This window comes from Pseudooceanicola sp. (assembly GCF_029213205.1).
In the GTDB taxonomy this organism is placed as follows: Bacteria; Pseudomonadota; Alphaproteobacteria; order Rhodobacterales; family Rhodobacteraceae; genus Pseudooceanicola.
In genome coordinates, this window is the sequence record NZ_JARGNH010000001.1 from 15948 (window position 1) to 37911 (window position 21964).

21 protein-coding genes are annotated in these 21964 nt (G+C 64.4%); 8 read left to right on the top strand and 13 right to left on the bottom strand.

Going from position 1 to position 21964, the window contains the following annotated elements; all coding sequences use genetic code 11:
* Positions 1-4: 4 nt before the first annotated feature.
* The gene (gene ribD / locus P1U48_RS00070; RefSeq protein WP_301066087.1) at positions 5-1108 is read left to right on the top strand and encodes a bifunctional diaminohydroxyphosphoribosylaminopyrimidine deaminase/5-amino-6-(5-phosphoribosylamino)uracil reductase RibD; all 1104 of its coding nucleotides are present in this window, start codon (positions 5-7) and stop codon (positions 1106-1108) included.
* A 6-nt stretch (positions 1109-1114) separates the two neighbouring features.
* On the opposite strand, the gene P1U48_RS00075 is transcribed toward ribD, so the two are convergent.
* Positions 1115-2296, bottom strand: coding sequence for a cytochrome P450 (locus tag P1U48_RS00075; protein ID WP_301066088.1), 1182 nt, complete (start codon positions 2294-2296; stop codon positions 1115-1117).
* A 59-nt stretch (positions 2297-2355) separates the two neighbouring features.
* Here P1U48_RS00075 and P1U48_RS00080 point away from each other — a divergent pair, with 59 nt between their 5' ends.
* From P1U48_RS00080 to P1U48_RS00100, 5 genes are all read left to right on the top strand, one after another.
* On the top strand, positions 2356-4092 hold the full coding sequence (locus P1U48_RS00080) for an ATP-binding protein (protein ID WP_301066090.1): 1737 nt from the start codon (positions 2356-2358) through the stop codon (positions 4090-4092).
* Positions 4093-4153: 61 nt separating this feature from the next.
* The gene (locus P1U48_RS00085) at positions 4154-5386 is read left to right on the top strand and encodes a sigma-54 dependent transcriptional regulator (protein WP_301066092.1); all 1233 of its coding nucleotides are present in this window, start codon (positions 4154-4156) and stop codon (positions 5384-5386) included.
* 235 nt (positions 5387-5621) lie between these two features.
* Positions 5622-6623 (top strand): DctP family TRAP transporter solute-binding subunit, encoded by a 1002-nt coding sequence (locus P1U48_RS00090; protein WP_301066093.1) that lies wholly within the window; start codon positions 5622-5624, stop codon positions 6621-6623.
* 107 nt (positions 6624-6730) lie between these two features.
* Entirely contained in the window at positions 6731-7399 is a 669-nt protein-coding gene (locus tag P1U48_RS00095; protein WP_301066094.1) for a TRAP transporter small permease, read from the top strand.
* 3 nt (positions 7400-7402) lie between these two features.
* Positions 7403-8797: a TRAP transporter large permease gene (locus tag P1U48_RS00100; protein WP_301066095.1), complete on the top strand. Its 1395-nt coding sequence runs from the start codon at positions 7403-7405 to the stop codon at positions 8795-8797.
* 173 nt (positions 8798-8970) lie between these two features.
* Here the strand turns inward: P1U48_RS00100 and tpiA are convergent, their stop codons facing one another.
* The 7 genes from tpiA to P1U48_RS00135 all read right to left on the bottom strand — a co-directional run bounded on the left by tpiA (position 8971) and on the right by P1U48_RS00135 (position 13327).
* The gene (gene tpiA, locus P1U48_RS00105) at positions 8971-9720 is read right to left on the bottom strand and encodes a triose-phosphate isomerase (protein ID WP_301066096.1); all 750 of its coding nucleotides are present in this window, start codon (positions 9718-9720) and stop codon (positions 8971-8973) included.
* Positions 9721-9814: 94 nt separating this feature from the next.
* On the bottom strand, positions 9815-10204 hold the full coding sequence (locus P1U48_RS00110; protein WP_301066098.1) for a TfoX/Sxy family protein: 390 nt from the start codon (positions 10202-10204) through the stop codon (positions 9815-9817).
* Complete coding sequence (locus P1U48_RS00115; protein ID WP_301066100.1) at positions 10204-10554, bottom strand: iron-sulfur cluster assembly accessory protein; 351 nt, start codon at positions 10552-10554, stop codon at positions 10204-10206. The genes P1U48_RS00110 and P1U48_RS00115 overlap by 1 nt, the downstream gene beginning before the upstream one ends.
* A 25-nt stretch (positions 10555-10579) precedes the next feature.
* Entirely contained in the window at positions 10580-11314 is a 735-nt protein-coding gene (locus P1U48_RS00120; protein WP_301066102.1) for a DUF3307 domain-containing protein, read from the bottom strand.
* Positions 11311-11973: a hypothetical protein gene (locus P1U48_RS00125; protein WP_301066104.1), complete on the bottom strand. Its 663-nt coding sequence runs from the start codon at positions 11971-11973 to the stop codon at positions 11311-11313. Before P1U48_RS00125 ends, P1U48_RS00120 begins: the two co-directional genes overlap by 4 nt.
* A 76-nt stretch (positions 11974-12049) precedes the next feature.
* Complete coding sequence (locus P1U48_RS00130) at positions 12050-12412, bottom strand: SUF system Fe-S cluster assembly protein (protein ID WP_301066106.1); 363 nt, start codon at positions 12410-12412, stop codon at positions 12050-12052.
* A 126-nt stretch (positions 12413-12538) separates the two neighbouring features.
* The gene (locus P1U48_RS00135; protein ID WP_301066108.1) at positions 12539-13327 is read right to left on the bottom strand and encodes an enoyl-CoA hydratase-related protein; all 789 of its coding nucleotides are present in this window, start codon (positions 13325-13327) and stop codon (positions 12539-12541) included.
* 108 nt (positions 13328-13435) lie between these two features.
* Here P1U48_RS00135 and tgt point away from each other — a divergent pair, with 108 nt between their 5' ends.
* Positions 13436-14566: a tRNA guanosine(34) transglycosylase Tgt gene (tgt, locus tag P1U48_RS00140; RefSeq protein ID WP_301066109.1), complete on the top strand. Its 1131-nt coding sequence runs from the start codon at positions 13436-13438 to the stop codon at positions 14564-14566.
* A gap of 8 nt (positions 14567-14574) precedes the next feature.
* Here tgt and P1U48_RS00145 read toward each other — a convergent pair whose 3' ends face one another.
* The 3 genes from P1U48_RS00145 to P1U48_RS00155 form a co-directional block, all read right to left on the bottom strand.
* Positions 14575-16437, bottom strand: coding sequence for a DUF4114 domain-containing protein (locus tag P1U48_RS00145; protein WP_301066110.1), 1863 nt, complete (start codon positions 16435-16437; stop codon positions 14575-14577).
* A 113-nt stretch (positions 16438-16550) separates the two neighbouring features.
* A complete protein-coding gene (locus P1U48_RS00150) occupies positions 16551-17360 on the bottom strand; it encodes a hypothetical protein (RefSeq protein WP_301066112.1) in 810 nt (269 codons plus the stop codon).
* On the bottom strand, positions 17357-18412 hold the full coding sequence (locus P1U48_RS00155) for a GSCFA domain-containing protein (RefSeq protein ID WP_301066114.1): 1056 nt from the start codon (positions 18410-18412) through the stop codon (positions 17357-17359). The genes P1U48_RS00150 and P1U48_RS00155 overlap by 4 nt, the downstream gene beginning before the upstream one ends.
* 256 nt (positions 18413-18668) lie before the next feature.
* Here P1U48_RS00155 and lon point away from each other — a divergent pair, with 256 nt between their 5' ends.
* Positions 18669-21077, top strand: a complete 2409-nt coding sequence (gene lon / locus P1U48_RS00160; protein ID WP_301066116.1) for an endopeptidase La — start codon at positions 18669-18671, stop codon at positions 21075-21077.
* 23 nt (positions 21078-21100) lie between these two features.
* Here the strand turns inward: lon and P1U48_RS00165 are convergent, their stop codons facing one another.
* Together P1U48_RS00165 and P1U48_RS00170 are read right to left on the bottom strand one after the other, a co-directional pair.
* Positions 21101-21364, bottom strand: coding sequence for a hypothetical protein (locus P1U48_RS00165; protein ID WP_301066117.1), 264 nt, complete (start codon positions 21362-21364; stop codon positions 21101-21103).
* Between the two features lie 258 nt (positions 21365-21622).
* Positions 21623-21811 carry a hypothetical protein gene (locus P1U48_RS00170; protein ID WP_301066118.1) on the bottom strand — a complete coding sequence of 63 codons (189 nt, stop codon included), beginning with the start codon at positions 21809-21811 and terminating at the stop codon, positions 21623-21625.
* Positions 21812-21964 lie beyond the last annotated feature (153 nt).

Sequence of the window (21964 nt, forward strand, 5' to 3'; positions counted from 1 at the left end):
GGCAATGGCCGGGACGGCGGATGACAACCGATACATGACGCTGGCCCTGTCGCTGGGGCGGCGCGGCCAGGGTCGGACTTGGCCCAATCCGGCGGTCGGCTGCGTGATCGTTGCCGAGGGCCGGATCGTCGGGCGCGGCTGGACCCAACCGGGCGGGCGGCCGCATGCGGAACCGGTGGCGCTGGCCCAGGCCGGAGACCGGGGGCGCGGCGCCACGGCCTATGTCAGCCTGGAACCCTGCGCCCATCACGGCCAGACCCCGCCCTGCGTCGAGGCGCTGATTGGCGCTGGGATCGCACGGGTCGTGGCGCCGATGGATGACCATGACCCACGGGTCGCCGGGCAGGGCTTTGCCATTTTACGCGCCGCCGGGGTCGAGGTGGTCACCGGGGTGCTGGCGGATCAGGCGGCCCGCGATCTGGCCGGGTTCTTTCTGAAAACCGATCAGGGCCGCCCCTTTGTGACGCTAAAGCTGGCGACGAGTTTTGACGGGCGCATTGCCACCGCGACCGGGGAAAGCCAGTGGATCACCGGGCCCGAGGCGCGGCGCGCGGTGCATGCGATGCGGATGCGCCATGACGCGGTGCTGATCGGGGCGGGCACGGCGCGTGCCGATGATCCATCGCTGACCGTGCGCGACCTCGGAAGCCGCCATCAGCCGGTGCGGGTGGTGATCAGCCGCCGCCTCGACCTGCCGCTGACCGGCAAGCTGGCGCATACGGCGTGCGAGGTGCCGGTCTGGCTCTGCCATGGTCCCGATGCCGATGCCGAACGGATCAGTGCCTGGCGTGGGCTCGGCGCGCGGCTGTTGCCCTGTACGCTGTCCGGGCGCAGCCTCGATGTCGGATCGGCGCTGGCGGCGCTGGGCGCGGCCGGGCTGACCCGGGTGTTCTGCGAAGGCGGTGGCACCCTGGCCGCGTCGCTGTTGCAGGCCGGGTTGGTCGATGAGGTGGTCGGGATGACCGCCGGGCTGATGCTGGGCGCCGAGGGGCGTCCGGGAATTGGCGCGCTTGGGCTTGACCATCTGGCCACAGCGCCGCGGTTTCAGCTGCGCGAGGTCCGCCCGCTGGGGGCGGATGTGCTGCATGTCTGGACCCGCACCGATTGATCCGGCTCAGTGGCCGACCTGCAACCGCTCCAACCCGTGAAAATGATAGAGATTGGCATAATGCGGCGCATCGGCGATCCGCAGCTTCGGGCAGCGCTCGAACAGGATCGGCAGCGCCACCTGCAGTTCCAGCCGGGCCAGCGGCGCGCCGATGCAGAAATGCAGCCCGGCGCCAAAGCTGGCATTGGTCTTGACCGGGCGGCTTGGGTCAAAGCGTTCGGCATCCTCCCAGATCCCGGCGTCACGGTTGGCCGAGGCCAGCAGCAGCGCGATCCGGTCGCCGCGTTTGAAGGGCCGGCCCATCACCTCAAGATCCTCATAGACCCAGCGGGTGAACATATGCAGCGGCGGGTCATAACGCAGGATTTCCTCGACCGTGCCCACGATGGCGCCGGGGGCCAGCGCCCTCCGGTCGGTGCCGGTTTCGAGCAGGGTTTTCACCCCGTTGCCGATCGCCTGCACCGTCGCTTCATGCCCGGCGTTCAGCAGCAGGATGCAGGTCGAAATCAGCTCGTCCGTGCTCAGCCGGTCGCCATCCTGTTCGGCGGCGATCAGATGGGTGATCAGGTCATCCGCCGGGCGCGACCGGCGCTCATCGACATAGCGGCGCAGGAAGGCGGCGAAATCGCTGGCGGCGGCGCAGGCGGCGGCCTCGATCTCGGGTGTGCGGCGGGCCTGGTACATCGCCACCATCGCATTCGACCAGCGCAGCAGATCATCGGCCATCTCGGCGGGGACACCCAGCAGCCGGGCGATGACGATGACCGGGATGCGGCTGGCAAACTGCGGCAGCAGATCGAAGGGCTGATCGGGAAAGGCGTCGATCAGCCCATGGCTCAGCCCGGCGATATCCGGCGCCAGCGCGTTGATCCGCGCCGAGGTAAAGGCCGAGACCACCAGCCGCCGCAAGCGGCTGTGGCGTGGTGGTTCGAGCTCCAGCATCGAATGCGCCTCGATGTCATAGAAGGGGCGCAGATGTTCGGGGATCGCGGGGGCGAATTCGGGCGGTGCCTCGCGGCCCATCCGCCGGTCCTTCAGGCAATGCGACACCGCGGCATGGGAAAAGGCACAGGCAACGCCGTAATCCGTCCAGTAGTGGATCGGCCCACGGGCGCGGGCCTCGGCGTAGAACCGATAGGGGTTCTGCACGAATTCGGGGTCGGTGGGCGATTGGCTGAGGCTCTGCATATCCCTTTGTCCGTGGATGGGCTTTCCAAGGCAAGGGGCGACACGATAGATTGGCGCGCATGACTGCAACCGGGATCAGACGCGTGGGCCTGATGCTGGCGGTGCTGGCTGCGGTGGCGGCAATCGCCGCCGGGGTCTGGCGCTATGGCTTCGTGCAGGCGCTGGACGGGCTGGCCCGACGGGGCGAGGCCGATCTGACGCTGGCGGCGGATCGGCTGACCGGGCAATTGCAGCGCTACCGCGATCTGGCGGTGCTGATCGCGGTGCATCCCGGCCTTGACGGCGCCGATCCCGACGCGGTGCTGCTGCATGCCGCCGACCGGACCAGCGTGCTGAATATCATGCTGGTCGGGGCGCAGGGGCAGATAATCGCCGCCGCCCATGCGGCCCCGGCGCGGGCCAATGCGGCGCTGGAACAATCGGAATACCTGGCCCGCGCCTTTGACGGCGCGCTGGGCAGTGGTCATGGCATCGACCCGGGGCAGGGCATTCGCGCCTTTTACATCGCCGCGCCGCGGTTCGCGGCGAGCGGGCGGGTGATCGGCGCCCTGGTGGTGGCGGTGAACCTTGAGGCGCTTGAGGGCGAATGGCGTGGGGATCGCCCGGCGGTGTTCTTTACCGATGATGATGGCCGGGTGTTCATCTCCAACCGCTCCGAAATCCTGTTCTGGCAGCGCGAGGGCGACCGCCTGCGCCCGCCGCAGGGACCGATACCGCCATTTGAGCATTGGCAGACCGGGGCGCATGAGATCTGGCGCCTGGATTGGGGCCCTTATCTGCCGCGCAGCGGGCTGCATCTGGCGCAGGACCTGCCCAAGATCAGCATGCGCGCCGAGGCGCTGATCGATGTCGCCCCGGCACGGCGGCTTGCCGGGTTGCAGGCGGCGGTGGTGGCGCTGGTCGGGCTGGCGGTGGCGGCCATGCTGTTCTGGGCGCTGGAACGGCGGCGGGTGCTGGCCATGGCCAATGCGACTCTGGAAAGCCGGGTGGCGGAACGGACCACGGAATTGTCGGGTGCCATTGCCGCCTTGCGCCGCGAAGTAGCGGAGCGGCAAGAGGCCGAGGCGTCGCTGAAGCAGGCGCAGGCCGATCTGGTGCAGGCGGGTAAGCTGTCGGCGTTGGGCCAGATGTCGGCAGGGATTTCGCATGAGTTGAACCAGCCGCTGATGGCGATTTCGCAATTCGCCGAAAATGGCGCGCTGCTGATCGAACGCGGCAAGTCCGAGGCGGCGGCGGGCAATCTGGCGCGGATCGCCGAGCTGGCGGGGCGGATGGGGCGGATCATCCGCAACCTGCGCGCCTTTGCCCGCCAGGAGAATGAGCCGGTGCGCCGGATCGATGTGGTTGCGGTGGTCGAGACCGCGCTGGAGATGACCGAGGCGCGAATGGCCAAGGACGGCATCGACGTCGACTGGCAGGCGCCGAGCGGCCCGGTCTGGGCCATGGGCGGCGAGGTGCGGCTGGGCCAGGTTCTGGTCAATCTGATGAGCAACGCCGCCGATGCCATGGCCGGGCGCGAAGAGTGCCGCCTGCTGGTGCGGGTTGATGCGGCGGCAGAGCGGCCGGTGATCCTGATCCGCGACAACGGGCCGGGGATCTCCGCGCCGGAAAAGATCTTCGATCCGTTCTATTCGACCAAAGAGGTCGGCGCCTCGGAAGGCATGGGGCTGGGCTTGTCGATCTCATACGGGCTGGTGCAGAGCTTTGGCGGCGCGATCCGGGGCCACAACGCGCCTGAGGGCGGCGCCGAATTCAGCGTCGAACTGGAACCTTGGCAAGGCGAGGTGGCGGCATGAGGGTGCGGCAGACGGATCACCCAGCCGACAGGCTGCAACGCCGTAGCGGCGGAGCCAGGCGATGACCACCCGCGTGTTGCTGGTCGATGACGATTCCGCGGTCCGCGAGGCGCTGGGCCAAACCCTGGATCTGGCCGATCTCGACCCGGTTCTGGCCGCCAGTTTCGTGGCGGCCAAGGATTATATCACCGCCGATTTCACCGGGGTGATCCTGTCGGATATCCGGATGCCGGGGCGCGACGGGTTTCACCTGCTGGGCTACACCCAGGGCATCGACGCCGATCTGCCGGTGATCCTGCTGACCGGCGAGGGCGATATCCCGATGGCGGTTGAGGCGATGCGCCAGGGCGCCTTTGGATTTCTGGAAAAACCCTGCGCCAGCGCCGATCTGCTGCCGATTGTCGAGCGGGCACTCAAGACCCGGGCGCTGGTGCTGGAAAACCGCCGCTTGAAGGCGCAGCTGCAAACCGGCGATCCGGCGGCACGGCTGATCTTTGGCTCGTCCGATCTGTCTGACCGGTTGCGTGATCAGGTGCGTCAGGTGGCGGGCACCGGCGCCGAGGTGCTGATCACCGGCGCCCCCGGCACTGGCATCCCGAAAATCGCCGAGATCGTGCATCTGATGTCACCGCTGGCCCGGCGTCCCTTTGTCAAACGCCCGGCCGCCGGGCTGACCCGCGATGCCTTTGACGCTGCCTGTGATGAGGCCAAGGGCGGCACGCTGTTTCTGGATGAAATCGCGGCAATGCCGCGCGACACCCAATTTGCGGTGACCGAGCGGCTGGAACAGGGCGCGGGCACACGGGTGATCGCCGGCGCCTCCACCGATCTGAGCCAGGCCGCAGAGAGCGGCGCGTTCAGTCCCGATCTCTATTACCGTCTCGATGTGATGCGGGTGCGGATCCCGGCGCTGTCTGAGCGGCCCGAGGATATCCCGGTGATGTTCCGCCAATATGTCGCCCAGGCCGCCGATCAGGCCGGGCTGAAACCGCCGGTGATCACCGAAGAGGTGGTGGCGGCACTGATCGCCCGCGACTGGCCCGGCAACGCCCGTGCCCTGATGAGCGAGGCGATGCGCTTTGTCCTCGGAATGGAGGCACCACGATCTGAGGGCGCGGCGCATGATCTGGGGCTGGCGGAACAGATGGCGCGGGTCGAACGCTCGCTGTTGACGGCGGCATTGCGACGGCACGGTGGCCATGCCAGCGCCGCCGCGCAGGCGCTGAAACTGCCGCGCAAGACATTCTACGACAAGCTGGCCCGCTATGGGCTGCGCCCCGAGGATTTTCGATAATGTGCGGAAATCCGCACAAATCCCGGCGGTGACGTGCGGGCAACCGCACAGGCGGGCGGCGGCGGCGCTGACGGAGCTCACAGAAATGTGACCCAAGCATATAATAAATATGCAAAAAATCTTCGACGCTTGCGCTGGTGTCACGGCCACTTGCGGCCGGGATTTGCATGTAATCCTCTGCGCGCAGGGGCCTGACGCCCTGAGAATCGACCGCATATCCCGGGAGGAGAAACCGATGAAATTCCTGTCCACTGCTGCTATGGCTCTGGCGCTCAGCGTCACCGCGAACACCGCGCTGGCCAATTGCGACGCCGGTGAAATCGTGATCAAGTTCGCGCATGTCACGAACACCGACAAACACCCCAAAGGCATCGCCGCCGATCTTCTGAAAACCCGCGTCAACGAAGAGATGAACGGCAAGGCCTGTATGGAGGTCTATCCGAACTCGACCCTCTACAACGACGATCAGGTGATCGAAGCGATGCTGCAGGGCGATGTGCAGCTGGCCGCACCGTCGCTGTCCAAATTCGAAACCTTCACCAAGAAATATCGCCTGTTCGATCTGCCGTTTATGTTCAAGAACATCGATGCGGTGGACGAATTCCAGAACTCCGATGCCGGTCAGGCGTTGCTTGACTCGATGCAGAAACGCGGGCTGCAAGGCCTGGCATTCTGGCACAATGGCATGAAACAGATGTCGGCCAACAAGCCGCTGGTCCTGCCGACCGACGCCAAGGGCCTGAAGTTCCGTGTGCAACCCTCCGAAGTGCTGGTCGCCCAGATGGAAGCCATCGGTGGCAGCCCGCAAAAAATGGCGTTTTCCGAGGTTTATGGCGCCCTGCAACAGGGTGTTGTGGACGGTCAGGAAAACACCTGGTCCAACATCTATGGCCAGAAGTTCTTTGAGGTGCAGGACGGCTCGACCGAAACCAACCACGGCATCATCGATTATCTCGTCGTTGCTTCGGTTGACTGGCTGGATAGCCTCGACCCGGCGACCCGCGATCAGTTCATGACCATCCTGAGCGAAGTGACCGCGGCCCGGAACGCGGAATCGACCGCCGTGAACGAAGCCGCCAAGCAGTCGATCATAGCTGCCGGTGGCGTGGTGCGGGCGCTGAGCGCCGAGCAGCGTCAGGCCTGGGTCGATACCATGCGCCCGGTCTGGGACAAGTTCCTGACCGATGTCGGGCAGGAAAGCATCGACGCCGCCCAGGTGATCAACGCCAAACACTAAGAGCCGATACTGTGGTATCGTCGTGACAAGGCGGGGCGCGGAGCCAATCAGGGAACCGCGCCCCGTCACCCAACGGGAGATTGGGTCTTTAGGGGGGAGTGAGGCCGATGCATCCAGCGCCGGGCACCAATATCATCGACCGGATCGAGGAAACTCTGATCGCGGCTATTCTGGGCATCATGACCTTGGTGACCTTCGCCAATGTTGTCGCCCGCTATGTGTTCAACGCCAACATTCTCTGGGCGCTCGAGTTCACAGTGTTTCTGTTCGGCTGGATGGTGCTTCTGGGCGCCTCCTACGCGGTCAAGAAAGGCGCGCATCTCGGGGTCGATGCGATCCTTGATGTGGTCGCCGCCCCGATGCGGCGCCGGCTCGGCCTGCTCTCGGTGCTGGTCTGCCTGGCCTTTGCCTGCCTGCTGCTGAAAGGCGCCTGGGATTACTGGGCCAATTTCGCCAACCTGCCGCAAACCGAAGGCCGCTGGTTCCCGCTGGGGTTCGAGGACACGTTTCGGGGCAAGGCCTGGTATGAGGTCAATGACATCCCCAACCCGCCATTCCTGAAATTCCTCGAAACCGCAATGAATGACGGCGATGCCTATGAAAAGCTGCCGCGCTTCATTCCCTATGCGGTGCTGCCGTTTTCAATGGCCCTGCTGCTGTTCCGCTTTGCCCAGGCCGGGCTGGCGCTGTGGCGCGGTCAGATCGACCGCATGGTCGCCAGCCACGAGGTCGAAGACGACATCGCCGAAGTGCGCGAACAGCGCGGAGAGATCTGAACCATGGACGTCGCCATCCTCTTCATCATGGTCATCGGCTTCATGCTGATCGGCGTGCCGATCGCGGTGTCGCTCGGCTTTTCCTCGATCCTGTTCCTGCTGTGGTTCTCGGACACCTCGCTGGCCTCGATCGCGCAGACGCTGATGCAGGCCTTTGTCGGCCATTACACCCTGCTGGCGATCCCGTTCTTCGTGCTCGCCTCCAGCTTCATGTCGACCGGCGGCGTGGCGAAACGGATCATCCGCTTTTCCATCGCTTGCGTTGGCCATCTGCGCGGCGGGCTGGCGATTGCCGGGGTCTTTGCCTGCATGATCTTTGCCGCCCTGTCGGGATCATCCCCGGCCACCGTGGTCGCCATCGGCTCGATCGTCATCGCGGCGATGACCCAGGCCGGCTATACCAAGGATTTCGCCGCCGGGGTGATCTGCAATGCCGGCACCCTCGGCATCCTGATTCCGCCCTCGATTGTCATGGTGGTCTATGCCACCGCCACCGATGTCTCGGTCGGGCGGATGTTCCTGGCCGGGGTCATTCCCGGGATTCTGGCGGGCTGCATGTTGATGCTGGCGATCTGGATCATGGCCCGGCTGCGCGGCATGCCCAAGGGCGAATGGCTGGGGTGGGGCGAGGTCTGGGACAGCTTCCGGGATGCCTTCTGGGGGCTGATGCTGATCGTGATCATCATGGTCGGCATCTATGGCATTCCCGGCATCACCGGCGCGATCTTCACCCCGACCGAAGCCGCCGCTGTCGCCTCGGTCTATGCCTTCATCGCCGCCACCTATATCTACCGCGATATGGGCCCGTTGATGACCGAAGGGGCGGGCCGCAACCTGACCCTGATGCAAAAACCGATGGCGCTGGTCACCGGCTTGTTCCACCACGACACCCGGCGCACCCTGTTTGAGGCGGGCAAGCTGACCATCACCCTGATGTTCGTGATCGCCAATGCGCTGATCCTGAAACATGTGCTGACCGACGAACAGGTGCCGCAAAAGGTCGCCGAGGCGATGCTCGGCGCCGGGTTTGGTCCGGTGACCTTTCTGATCGTGGTCAATTTGATCCTGCTGATCGGTGGCCAGTTCATGGAACCTTCCGGCCTGTTGGTGATCGTGGCGCCGCTGGTGTTCCCGATTGCCATTCAGCTCGGCATCGACCCGATCCACCTGGGCATCATCATGGTGGTAAATATGGAAATCGGTATGATCACCCCGCCGGTGGGGCTCAACCTCTTCGTCACCTCCGGCGTCGCCGGGATGCCGATGATGCGGGTGGTGCGGGCGGCGCTGCCGTTCCTCGGGGTGCTGTTTATCTTCCTGATCATGGTGACCTATATCCCGATCCTCAGCACCTGGTTGCCGACCCTGATGATGGGCCCCGAGATCATCACCAATTGAACCGGCCGCGGCACCATTCCGTGCCGCGGCCCGTCCGCTTCATCTTGCCAAAAATATTCCGGGGGTGAATTGGCCAAAGGCCAAGAGGGGGCAGCGCCCCCTTTGCGGCGCGGGGCACCGCCCCGCGCAAACCCTCAGGCAGGACCTCTGAGGCGGGGCCCTCAGGCGACCCCTCAGGCGGCTTCCAGCGCCTCGATGATCGGGCTGAAATCGCTGGCTTTCAGGCTGGCGCCGCCGACCAGCGCCCCGTCGACATCCGGAATCGCAAAAATCTCGGCCGCATTTTCCGCCTTCACCGAGCCGCCATAAAGCAACCGCACCGAGCGGCCGATTCCGGGGCCGAAACGGTGCTCGAGCCGGGCGCGCATAAAGGTATGCACCTCGCCGATCTGCTCCGGTGTCGGGGTCAACCCGCTGCCGATCGCCCAGACCGGCTCATAGGCCACCACCAGGTTCTCGCCGGTGGAACTGTCTGGCACCGACAGCGACAATTGCGCGCCGATGATATCAAGGGTGTTGGTCGCCTCGCGCTGAAACCGGCTTTCGCCGAGGCAAACCACGCTCATCAGCCCCGCCGCCTGGGCGGTATTGGCCTTGAGCCGCACCTCTTCCGAGGTTTCGCGATGGCTGGCACGGCGTTCGGAATGGCCGAGGATCACCGCGCTGGCACCGGCATCACGCAGCATCATGGCCGAAAGGTCGCCGGTATAAGCGCCGCTGGTCTCGGCGTGGCAATCCTGGCCGCCGATCTGCAGCGGGCTCCCGGCCAGGGCGGCACGGGCCGGGGCGATCAGCGTCGCGGGCGGGCAGATCAGCAGATCGACACCGGTGTCGGGATGTTCGGCGGCCAGCGCCGACAACTCGGCCAGCGTGGCGTTGAGCCCGTTCATCTTCCAATTGCCCGCCGCGAGTTTTCTGCGCATCTCTGCCCCTTGTCTTGATGTCGGCCCTGTGACCATAGGCTCTTTACGTCCTCGGCCCAATTTTTGCCAGCGCGCCCGGCGCGTCAAGCGTGGCTCAGGTTTTTGCGGCGCGCGCGGCCTTGCGTGCCTTTTCGGCCCGTTTCTTTTCTGCCGCCGCCCGGGCTGGACCCATCGAGATCCGGGCCCAGCCCAGCGCCTCGCCGGGATCGTCCAGCGCGCTTTCCGGCAGCGCCATCAGCGAGGTGACCTGCCGCTCGCCGCTGCCACGGCTATACCAGAACGGCTCCGATCCCGCCGCTTCATAGGCCGGGCGGGTGGCGTCGTCGGATTTCATATAGACCACGCCGGAGGAGGAGATCATCGCGAACATCGCATCCTCCTCGGCATAGACCGCAACGCCGGAAAACATCCGCCCGGTGCGCAGCGGCCCGAGCTCCGCGAACAGATCGATCACATGGTCGACAAAATCCGCATCGACCGCCATCAGGCGTCGTTGAACTTGATCGATTCACCGCAACCGCAGGCTTCGCTGACATTGGGATTGTTGAACTTGAAGCCGCTTTCCAGCAGCGTGGTTTCATAGTCGATCTGGGTGCCGAACAGGAACATCTGCGCCATCGGGGCGATCATCACCCTGGCGCCATCCTGTTCCACCACCTCGTCATGTGGATCGACCTCGGTGACATATTCCATGGTGTATTCCATGCCTGCGCAGCCGCCTTTCTTGACGCCAATACGCAGGCCGCTGTGGCCGTCCTTGTCCATCAGTCGCGCGATCTGGGTCGCCGCCTTGGGGGTCATGGTCACCGCCTGTTTGCCTGGAATGCCGAACATGGGATGGGTCTCCTTCCTCGTCAATCTAATGCGCGGAGGGCGCAATCTCAAGTGCGGGCAGGGCGCTGCGCAGGGTCATCACGCCCATGGTGACGGCCAGGGCCCAGCCGAATGAGGCCAGGGTGCCGATGATCACATATTCCGCCGCCTTTTGCTCCTTTGAGGCGGTTTCAAACCGCATCACCGATTTCGCGGCAATCAGGAACCCGATTGAGGCGGCTTGGCCGAACAGCACCAGCAGGTAGATCAGCCCGCGTTCCAGCAGCCCGATCATCAGCCCGCCACTGGGCAACCCGCCCGAGGTGAAATCAGCGCCGAACGGCGCCATCAGCTTGCCCACCGCAAAGCCGCCGGCGCGGATTGCGTAGAGGCCGCCGCCGGTCAGCGCCATCAGATGCAGGATCAGCGGCGCGGCGATTTCAGTCTGCGCCGCCCAGAGCCCCGCGTTCCAAAGCCCCGGCGCATAGAGGGCGATGCCCCCGATCACCGCCAGATGCGCGATCTGGTCGAGCAGAAACGCCGCGGCACTGTCGCGTGCGCCATAGGTTTTCACCAGGTCGATGGCCAGATGCAGGGTGGCCAGCGCCAACAGCGCCGGAACCGCTGCCAGGCCAAGCGCGGCGCAGGCGCAGGCCAGTACGATGAGAATATGCAGCAGGATCACCAGAGGATTGCGCTTGTGGCGGACCATCCACCTGTTCTGAAAGACAAAATCCGCCAGGACATGGGCAAAGAACAATGCGGTCAGGGTCTCGATCATGGTGCCACCTTGTCCAGTTCGGAGGTTCGTAATTCGTCTTCCCAATCGCTGAGGCTCTTGCGCAGCCGCGCGCCGCCAGCACCGCCCAGCCGATAGCTGACCGCCTGTGGCGAGATTGCCAGAGGTCCGGCAATTGCGGCAAGTGTCGGGTTGTCCGGCAGGAGGTAGAGCGCGGCGGCCTCGGCTTGCTCGGGTGTCCACCGCGTCATGCGCTCATCGATCAGGTCGAAGATTATGTCGGCGAGCGGCGAGAGCCCCGGCGCGGCCAAGGTCAACCGCCGGGTGCGACCCATCGAGTCAAGGGTTTGGCCCGAGCGTTCAAACGCCGTGCCGCGCGCGTCAGAGAGGTCTTTGCTGCCGAAATGGTCGACATGGCCAAGCCCGATGGCGATCCGGGTTCCCGGTGTCGGGCCGGCGGCGCGCAGGCTGGCTTGCAGGACGATGGCCGCTCGCAGCGCCAGTTCCGGGTTCGCGCTGAGCATCATCTGCCAGCCGTCGCCACGGAACCGGGTAAATCTGGTGTCGGTCGGCGGTCCCTGCCACCCGGCGATGCTGTCGGCGGTGGCGGATAGGATGCGCATCGCCCGCTCGACGGCATCGGGCTCTGCGTTGCTGGACTCGATCAGATCGCCGGTGAGCACCGCAGAGATCGTGGACATGGGATTTCCTGATGCGACGGGAGCACCATCAAGTCATAAGGTTTTAATCCGCTAAAATCAAGCCTCAGACATTGATTTACATGAATCCCAGCTCCAGCCGCGCCGCATCGCTCATCATGTCCATGCCCCAGGGCGGATCCCAGACCATTTCGACATCGACATCCTTGACCCCATCGACCGGGCCAATCGCATCGACCACCCAGCCGGGCATTTCACCCGCCACCGGGCAGCCCGGCGCGGTCAGGGTCATTGCGATGCGCACTGAATTCTCGTCCGAGATCTCGACCGTGTAAATCAACCCCAGATCATAGATGTTCACCGGAATCTCAGGATCATAGACGGTGCGACAGGCCTCGACCACGCTGTCATAGAGCGGGTGGTCAGTGCTTGAAGGCGCGATCAGCGGCGCGCCTTCCAGTGGCTCGGGGCTTTGGGTCATTTGTGCCTCACGGGTTTCCTGAGCGAATATATAGGGAATTAAGCCGCCCGGGTCCATAGAGCGCAGAAAAATCGCCGAACCCTTCTGCCGACGCTGCCGCAATCCAGCCTGAAATAGGTCCCTGCCTCAGGCCTTGGCGCTGAACTTGCTCGCCTTTTCCCTCTCGCGGCGACCGGGATCCATGAAATGGCTGATCATCACATCGCGGGCCATGCCATAGGCCGTGTCCAGCTCCATTGGCTGATGCCGGTTGATCGTTGCGATCCCGGCCTGGATCGGGCCGGGGTTGCGGGCGGCCAGGCCAGCGGCAAAGGTGCGTGCCCCTTGCTCCACCGCCTCGGCGGGCAGCACCCGGTTGATCAGCCCGGCGCGCAGGGCCCAATCGGTGTCCAGCATCTCGCCGGAAAACACCAGCTCCATCAGATGCTTGCGCGCCACGGCCCGGCTGACCGCAACCGCTGGTGTGGTGCAGAATCCGCCATTGTTGACGCCGGGCAACTGGAACTGCGCGCCCTCGGCGGCAAAGGCCATATGCGACGAGGCAACCATCTGGCACCCGGCGGCGGTGGCAATGCCTTCGACCAGGGTGATCACCGGTTTCGGCGATTGCGCCAGGGTCAGCATCAGCCCGGCGCAGGCGTCAAACAGAACCCCGAGAAAGGCGACACCCTCATCCGCATCGTCGCGGTGCCGCGCGATTTCCTTGAGGTCATGCCCGGCGCAAAAGATCGACCCCGGCCCGTGCAGCAGGATCACCCGGGCCGCATCATCGGCCAACGCGGTGTCGAGCGCCGCCTGCAGCGCCTTGATCATCGCCAGCGACAGCGGATGTGCCTTGCCATTGCCAAGGGTCAGCGTGAACAAACCGGCGTCCAGCGCGGTTGTTACCAATTCGGGGGGCGTCATCTGGTTCATCGGGTCATCCTTTGTTTCGCGCTAAAATGAACCCTGGCGATTGCGCTGGCAAGGCTTGGCTTTGCCTGTCGGGCGGGATTATAGGGGGCCGGTCAGGAAATGGATGCAATGACCCAGCGTTTCAGCTTTAGCCTCAAGGCCACCGACGGCGCGGCGCGCACCGGGGTGATCGACACCCCGCGCGGCACCATTCGCACGCCCACCTTCATGCCGGTGGGCACCGCCGCGACGGTCAAGGCGATGCTGCCGGAAAGCGTGGCGGCGACCGGCGCCGATATCCTGCTGGGCAACACCTATCATCTGATGCTGCGCCCCGGCGCCGAGCGGATCGCCAGGCTGGGCGGGCTGCACCGGTTCATGAACTGGGACAAGCCGATCCTCACCGATTCCGGCGGGTTTCAGGTGATGAGCCTGGCCGACCTGCGCAAGCTGACCGAGGATGGCGTGACCTTTCGCAGCCATATCGACGGCTCAAAACACATGCTGTCGCCGGAAACATCGATGCAGATCCAGCGCCTGCTGGGGTCGGATATCGTGATGTGTTTCGACGAATGCCCGGCGCTGCCCGCGACCGAGGCGACGGTCGCGGAATCGATGCGCCTGTCGATGCGCTGGGCGCAGCGGTCGCGCGATGCCTTTGGTGATCGGCCCGGCCATGCGCTGTTCGGCATCCAACAGGGCGGTGTCACCGAGGCGCTGCGCGGTGAGAGCGCCGAGGCGCTGAAGGCCATCGGCTTTGACGGCTATGCCATTGGCGGGCTGGCGGTGGGCGAGGGACAAGAGGCGATGTTCGGCGTGCTGGATTATGCACCGGGGATGCTGCCTGAGGACAAGCCGCGCTATCTGATGGGGGTGGGCAAGCCCGACGATATCGTCGGCGCGGTGAAACGCGGTGTCGACATGATGGATTGCGTTTTGCCCAGCCGCTCGGGGCGCACCGGCCAGGGCTGGACCCGGCGCGGCCAGATCAACATCAAGAACGCCCGCCATGCCGATGATCCGCGCCCGCTGGACGCCGATTGCACCTGTCCCGCCTGCCGCAGCTACAGCCGCGCCTACCTGCATCATGTGTTCCGCGCCGGAGAGATGATTTCCGGTATGCTGCTGACCTGGCACAATCTGCACTATTTCCAAGAGCTCATGCAGGGCATGCGCGATGCCATTGCCGCCGGGGCATTTGCCACCTGGGAGGCGGAGTTTCACCGCCAGCGGGCGCTGGGCGATATCGAACCGATCTGAAATGCCGGTCAGGTGCCGTGGTCCGCTTGCAGGCGGAACACCACGTCCTGGTAATCCAGATCGCCACCACCCGAGAGATCCTCAAAGCCAAAGGTGACCGCGCCGCTGTCCGGGTCGGCACCGGCAACCGCATGGGTGATCCCGTCGGCATTCATCGCCGCAGATTCGGAATGGAACACCACCACATCCACCTCATCGCCATCAGCACTCAGCATGATTTCGGCATTATCACTGAGGGTCGCGGGGTCGCCCGCCCGGGTCTGAAACGCCAGGTGCTCTGCGTCGCGCAAGGTGGCGGCAATGTCGGCGCCGTCCTGGATCAGGAAAAAGCCGAGCCGATTGCCCGCCTCGATCCCGTCCAGCACCACTTCTGATTGCTGCGCATTGGCATTGCCAAACAGGATCCTGGTGTCGATCAGCCGTCCGGCGGGATCGATCTCATAGACCCCGAGGGTATTGTCGAACTCGGCGCTCGAGTCATTGCCCAGCGAGACCCGAAAGGTTTTCACCCCGTCGCCGGTCAGCATTTCGGGATTGTTCAGCCCAATGATCCGCTCAGACGCCAGGGCCTGGCCATTGGTCAGTTGCGGCAGGGCGCGTTCATAGACGATCTGGGTGTCGGCCCCGTCCGGCACCATCAGAAACACGCCATTGTCCTGCGCCGCCTGAAATTGCAGGGCACCGTCGAGGCGGCCATCGCCGGTGCTGTCGATCCGCAGTTCCGCCGTGCGCGCGCTTTGTATCAGCTCCAGCGCTTCGGCGCGCGTGTCCTCGACCACCAGCCGGTCGTCATAGTCAAAGCCGGTCACCACATCGCCCAACAACTCGGACCCGGTGCCGCGAATGTCGTCAGCGCCCGCGCCGCCATCGATCAGGTCGCCGCCGGGGCCGCCGCGCAGCAGATCGTCGCCGGCGCCACCGAACAGCGTGTCATTGCCCGCGCCGCCGTGCAGTTCATCCGCGCCCCTGGCCCCGTCGAGGCTATTGTCCCCGGCATTGCCGGTGATCCAGTTGCCCAGATCATTGCCGACGCCGCGCAGATCATCCTGCCCGGTCAGCACCAGATCCTCGACATTGTCGGCCTGCCGCCACAGCACATAATTGACCGAGGCCGCGACCCGGTCGAGGCCGCCGCCCGGTGCCTCGATGATCCGGTCATCGCTGTGATCGACATTGTAGCTGTCGTTGCCATCGCCGCCGCGCAGCACATCGGCACCGGGCGGCAGATCGGCGGCGACGGCCAAGGTGGCGACCAGTTCCGTTGCCAGCAGGGCGCTGAAGTCATCGGAGTAATGCAGATCATCGGCGAACATCGCATCGGGTTTGATCCCGGCGCTGGCCGCGATGTCGTCGGGGTCGCGCGTCTCGATCCAGTCCTGTGTCTCGGCCAGATCCTGCTGCGCGTCGATGATCGCGTCCCAATGCACCCGCCCCGGGGCCGCCGGGGCCTGATCCGAGAGTTCGGACAGAACGATCCGCGCCGTGCCGATCCCGGCGGCCCCGGCGCCGAAGCGCGCCTCGACCGCGCCGCGCAGGTCCTGCCAGAGACCGGTCAGCGCCGAGGCGTAATCCTGCGGCACCCCCTCGCCATGGCTGTCGCCTTCGCCCTGCACCCAGATCATCCCGGCGATCCACCCGTCAGGATTGGCGGCAATGGCGTCGATCACCTGAGTCGTCAGCGCCTGGGGCAGTTCCGAGGCTGTCGCCCAATCGTCGCCGTCGCGGCTGCGGGTCAGCGGGGCGCCGGGCGCATGCACCTGCACCAGCGCGTAGTTTCCGGCGCCGTGTTCGGAATCGAGCGCCGCGCTGACCTCGTCCGCAATGCGCCGGGCGTTGCTTTGCCCGGCCAGAATATAGATTGGCTTGCCCATATCGATCCCATTCACACCACACCGGGCAGGGTGGCGATGCCGGGCTAAGGCCCGGTTAAGGGGTCAATTGATCTTGCTGCAATTTTAGCGGTTTTGTGGCGCTTGTGACGGGATCAGACCAGGTCGGTCACCGCAGCCACCATCCGGTCAAGGATCAACCGCCCATAGTCCGGCCCGGCATGCAGCACGTCATCCTCAGGCAGCGCCTGATTGAGGCTGAGCCGCATCGCGCCGCGGCTGAAGTCGTCGCGGGTGAAGAAGTGTTTGGCGATGGTCTCGTCCGGTTGCGCGATCAGGTGCAGGTTTTCGATCCCGACAAAACTCTCGGCCTGCGCCCGGGTCAGGGCGGCGGCCAGATGCGGCCCGTCGCCGGCCTGATGCACCCGCCGGAACACCGGATATTTCGCCTTGTCCTGCAGCATCCGCGCCGCCGGATAGGGCTGTGGCACCAGCATCAGCGGCAGCGGGCAGGCGGCGCGGATCTCCAGCGCCAGCCGGTGGCTGAGCTTGGCGTGGTTGGCCGCTACCAGCGCTGCGTGGAACGCCGCCGGTGACAGCAGCGCGCGTTTGTTCGGCGCGGAAAGCGGCGTGGCCTGCGCGGCGATGTGACTCGCCGCCGAGGGCCATCCGGTGACAAAGTGACGGCGCAGCAGGGCAATGGCGCTGAACGCCGAGATCACTTCGCCGACCAGCACCACCGCGTCGAAATCCATCAGGTCCAGCCGCTGCGGCGTGCCAATCGCATCCAGCCGTTCCTGCAGTTCGGGGTCTTCGGCGATCAGCGTGGTGCCGTCGATCCGCGCGCCTTCGGGTCCGCCCGCGGGTTTGGCAAAGAACGTCAACGCCAGATCATCCGAGGGCGCGGCGCGATCGGCCAGCATCAGCATGGCGACATGCGAATTTCCGAGGATGCAGAGTTTCATTTCGGGGCAAACGCCTCGAGCATCGCCTCTTCGCAGATCAGATCGTCGCCTGCCTCCGCTTCGGCATCCGGCGCCGGGCTGGTCAATGCCGCACCCCGCTGGAGTGGCGCCAGATCGGGATGCGCGCCAAAGAACACCGACATCACGCTGTCCACCGCTTCGGCGCGGACATTGCGCAGGTTGGGCTCATACATCCGTGCGCCGAACGGCAACCCGGTGATGATTTCGTAAGCGGCAAAGTAATCGACATGATCATGCATCTGCGTCAGCTCTTCGGCCACCGCGCGCAGCACCGATTTCGAATAGGTGTTGGCGCGCAGCACATGCTGGCCGCTGGCGGTGGCGGTCAGAGGCACCGGCGACACGGTCAGGATCACCCTGAGTTTCGGTGCCAGTTCGCGCATCAGGTCCAGCGCGACGGCCATATCTTCCAACGTGTCGGCAAAGCCGAGATTGATGAAATGATGGCGGGCCGGATCGTGCTGCCCGGCGATCACCCCGGGGGCGGTGGGATAGATGGTGCCGCTGTGCCGATCCGCCCAGGTCTCGGTCAGCCCGAGGGTAAAGACAAAGACATCGGCGCGTTTGAAAATGCTGCGCACCCGGCGCAGATGATCCAGCCGATGCGCCCGAGCCTGGTCGAGATCGGCAAATCCGTCGGGCTCGACATTCGGGCGCAGCGCGTCGAACACCTGTCCATCGCGGTCCCAGAACGCATCCTCGCGCAGGGTTTCGGACAGGCAATCGCTGAGCAGCTGGCGCAGCTGACGGGCGGTATAGACATTGCCGTAGCGCGCCGAAAACAGGCCATAGCCGAACCGCATCGCCACCTCGGCGGGCATCGAGGCGGGGGCGGGTTCGACATCGACCAGCCGCAGATCCGAGCGGCGGATATAACGGCCGATATTCTGCGCGAAACAACTGCCGGCGGTGGCCACCCGGTCACCGGGGGCGAGCGCGAATTTCGGCTGATAGATGGACTCGATCAGAAAATCGCCGTCGTCGCGGCAAAGCTTCCAGAACGCATGGGCGGGCAGGTTGGAATAGGGCATGGGCCATCGGTTCGGGTAATGATCACGATCACTATAGGCGCGTGCCGCAACGTCGACCAGCGGACCCGGGCAAATGCACCGGTTTTCACTGAAACCGCGGCATTCCTGCCTTGCCGCGCGCAGAGCGAGAAGGCATGTTGAGGCAACCGAGGTTGAAACTGGCCAGAACGGCCCCAAATTAAGCCTCTATAAACCGGAGAAGGCCGGAGCCGCCGCGAACGGGGCCGGAGCCTTCTGCCAAAGCCAAGGATAGAGCATGACGCACCCTCTCAACCCGTCGTATCCCGTGCTGCCTTTGCGGGATATTGTGGTGTTCCCCCATATGATTGTCCCGCTGTTCGTCGGCCGTGAAAAGTCGGTCCGCGCGCTGGAAGAAGTGATGGCCGACAATCGCCAGATCCTGCTGTCCAGTCAGATCGATCCGGGCGAAGACGACCCCGACGCTGACGGGATCTATGACACCGGCGTGCTGGCCAATGTATTGCAATTGCTGAAACTTCCCGATGGCACCGTGAAGGTGCTGGTCGAAGGTCAGGCGCGGGTTCACATCCTCGACTACCTCGACAATCCCGACTTCTTTGAAGCCCGCGCCGAGCCTCTGGAAGAGCAACCCGGCGATCAGGAAACCACGACCGCGCTGCTGCGCACCGTGGGCAGCGAATTCGAACGCTATGCCAAGATCAAGAAGAACATCCCCGAAGAGGCGCTGACCGCAGTCTCGGAAACCACCGAGCCGGACAAGCTGGCCGATCTGGTGTCGGGCCATCTGGGCATCGAGGTGGATCAGAAACAAGACCTGCTGGAAACCCTCAGCGTCAGCGAGCGGCTGGAAAAGGTCTATGGGCTGATGCAGGGCGAATTGTCGGTCCTGCAGGTCGAGAAAAAGATCAAGACCCGGGTCAAAAGCCAGATGGAGCGGACCCAGCGAGAATATTATCTGAATGAGCAGATGAAGGCCATTCAGAAGGAACTGGGCGATGGCGAGGACGGCCAGAACGAGGTCGCCGAGCTGGAAAAACGCATTGCCGAGACCAAGCTGAGCAAAGAGGCCCGCGAAAAGGCCGATGCCGAGGTCAAAAAGCTGAAGAACATGAGCCCGATGAGCGCCGAGGCGACCGTCGTGCGCAATTACCTCGACTGGATGCTGTCGATCCCGTGGGGGGTGAAATCCCGCGTCAAAAAGAACCTTGGCAATGCCGAAAAGGTTCTGGATGCCGATCATTACGGGCTGGAAAAGGTCAAGGAACGGATCGTCGAATACCTGGCGGTGCAACAGCGTTCGGCCAAATTGAAGGGGCCGATCCTCTGCCTCGTCGGCCCTCCGGGTGTCGGCAAGACCAGCCTTGGCAAATCCGTGGCCCGTGCCACGGGGCGCGAATTCATTCGCATCAGCCTGGGCGGTGTCCGGGATGAAAGCGAAATCCGTGGCCACCGGCGCACCTATATCGGCTCGATGCCCGGCAAGATCATTCAGGCGCTGAAAAAGGCGAAAACCACCAATCCGCTGATCTTGCTCGATGAAATCGACAAGATGGGGCAGGATTTCCGTGGCGACCCGGCCTCGGCGATGCTTGAGGTTCTGGATCCGGAACAGAACTCGACCTTTGTCGATCACTATCTTGAGGTCGAATATGACCTCAGCAACGTGATGTTCCTGACCACCGCCAACACCTACAACATGCCGGGCCCGCTGCTCGACCGGATGGAGATCATCAGCCTCGCCGGTTATACCGAGGATGAGAAACGCGAAATTGCGCGTCAGCACCTGATCGACAAGCAGATCAAGAACCATGGGCTGCGCAAGGGTGAATTCGAGATCACCGACGGTGCCTTGAACGAGATGATCCGCCGCTACACCCGCGAGGCGGGGGTGCGGAATCTGGAACGCGAAATCGCCAAGCTGGCGCGCAAAGCGGTGACCCAGATCGTCAAGGGCGAGGCCAAGCAGGTGACGGTGAGCGAAGACAACCTGGACGAGTTCCTGGGCGTCAAGAAGTTCCGCTATGGCCTGGCCGAGCAAGAGGATCAGATCGGTGTCGTCACCGGGCTGGCCTGGACCAGCGTCGGCGGCGATCTGCTGCATATCGAGGCGCTGCGCCTGCCGGGCAAGGGCCGGATGAAGACCACCGGCAAGCTTGGCGATGTGATGAAAGAATCGATCGACGCCGCCGCATCCTATGTGCATTCCATCGCGCCTAAGATCGGGGTGAAACCGCCGCGGCTGAACAAATGGGACATCCATGTTCACGTCCCCGATGGCGCCACCCCCAAGGACGGGCCCAGTGCCGGTCTGGCGATGGTCACCTCGATCGTGTCGGTGCTGACCCAGATTCCGGTCCGCAAGGATATCGCGATGACCGGTGAAGTGTCGCTGCGCGGCAATGCGATGCCGATTGGCGGGCTCAAGGAAAAACTGCTGGCGGCCCTGCGCGGCGGGATCACCACGGTGTTCATCCCCGAGGAGAACGAAAAGGATCTGGCCGAGATCCCGGACAATGTGAAAGAGGGGCTGACGATCATCCCGGTGTCGCATGTGTCCGAGGTGTTGAAACAGGCGCTGATCCGTCAGCCGGAACCGGTGGATTGGGACGAAGAGGCCGAAGAGGCGGCTGCGGTGGCCCTGACCAAGGGCGCTGGTGCCTCTCCCGAGGCGGTTGCCCACTGATCTGGCGCGGGTCTTGGCCCGGCTCAGGATTTGAAACGGCGCGGGGGCAACCTCGCGCCGTTTTTCTTGGGCCGGATCGGCGCAACGGCTCCGACCCGCGCGCCACCCACAGTGCGATCAGCGCCAGCGCCGCCCCAAAGCGCCAGGATCGGCAGGGGCAGCGCCTCGCCGTTCAGCCTCGACAGCCAGCCGAACGGCGCCGCACCGATGGCAAATCCAGCGGTTTGCAGGGTCGGAATGAAAGGGGCGATGTGCGATTTCTGCGCCGCTTCGGCTTTGCCGTTCACCAGCTCATTCGGCGCCCCTCCCTTTGCCGAAGGTCAGGCCGGAGGCGCATGGCCAAGGGTCATCAATGTCAGAATGCCGGTCATCCCCCCGGCGGCGATCAGCCGTTTCGCGCAGGCTGAGGCGGATCAGATGGAGGGGCGGCAGGCAACGCGCAGCCTTTCGAGCCAAGCCATCGGCAAGGCTGAAGCCTCAAGCGCGGTTGAGGTCAAGACCGTCGTTTTCGTGCCGGGGCCGGTTGCCCGACCCGCCGGGCAGGATCAGCCTGCGGCGAGGATCGGCAGCGCAAGCACCACGCCGAGGAACAGCACAAACATGGTCCCGGAAGAGGACGAGGTGGTTTCTTCCACCACGATGGTCTTTTCGATCACCGGATCAGCCAGGCTGCCGGCTTGGGCAGGCAGGCTCAGACTCATCGCGACCAATGCGGCGGCGGTCAGATTTTTCATCACGTTACCCTTTCCATGGTTCCGGTTCTAAAGACCGGTTTCCGAATGGTCACAAGCTTGGCCTCGCCTCCGGCTCAGGTCAATGTGCGCTTAAAGGCGCTCTGCGCAGGATTCTGGAATAGTTACATGGAAGCTGCTAATGTGATTTTATTA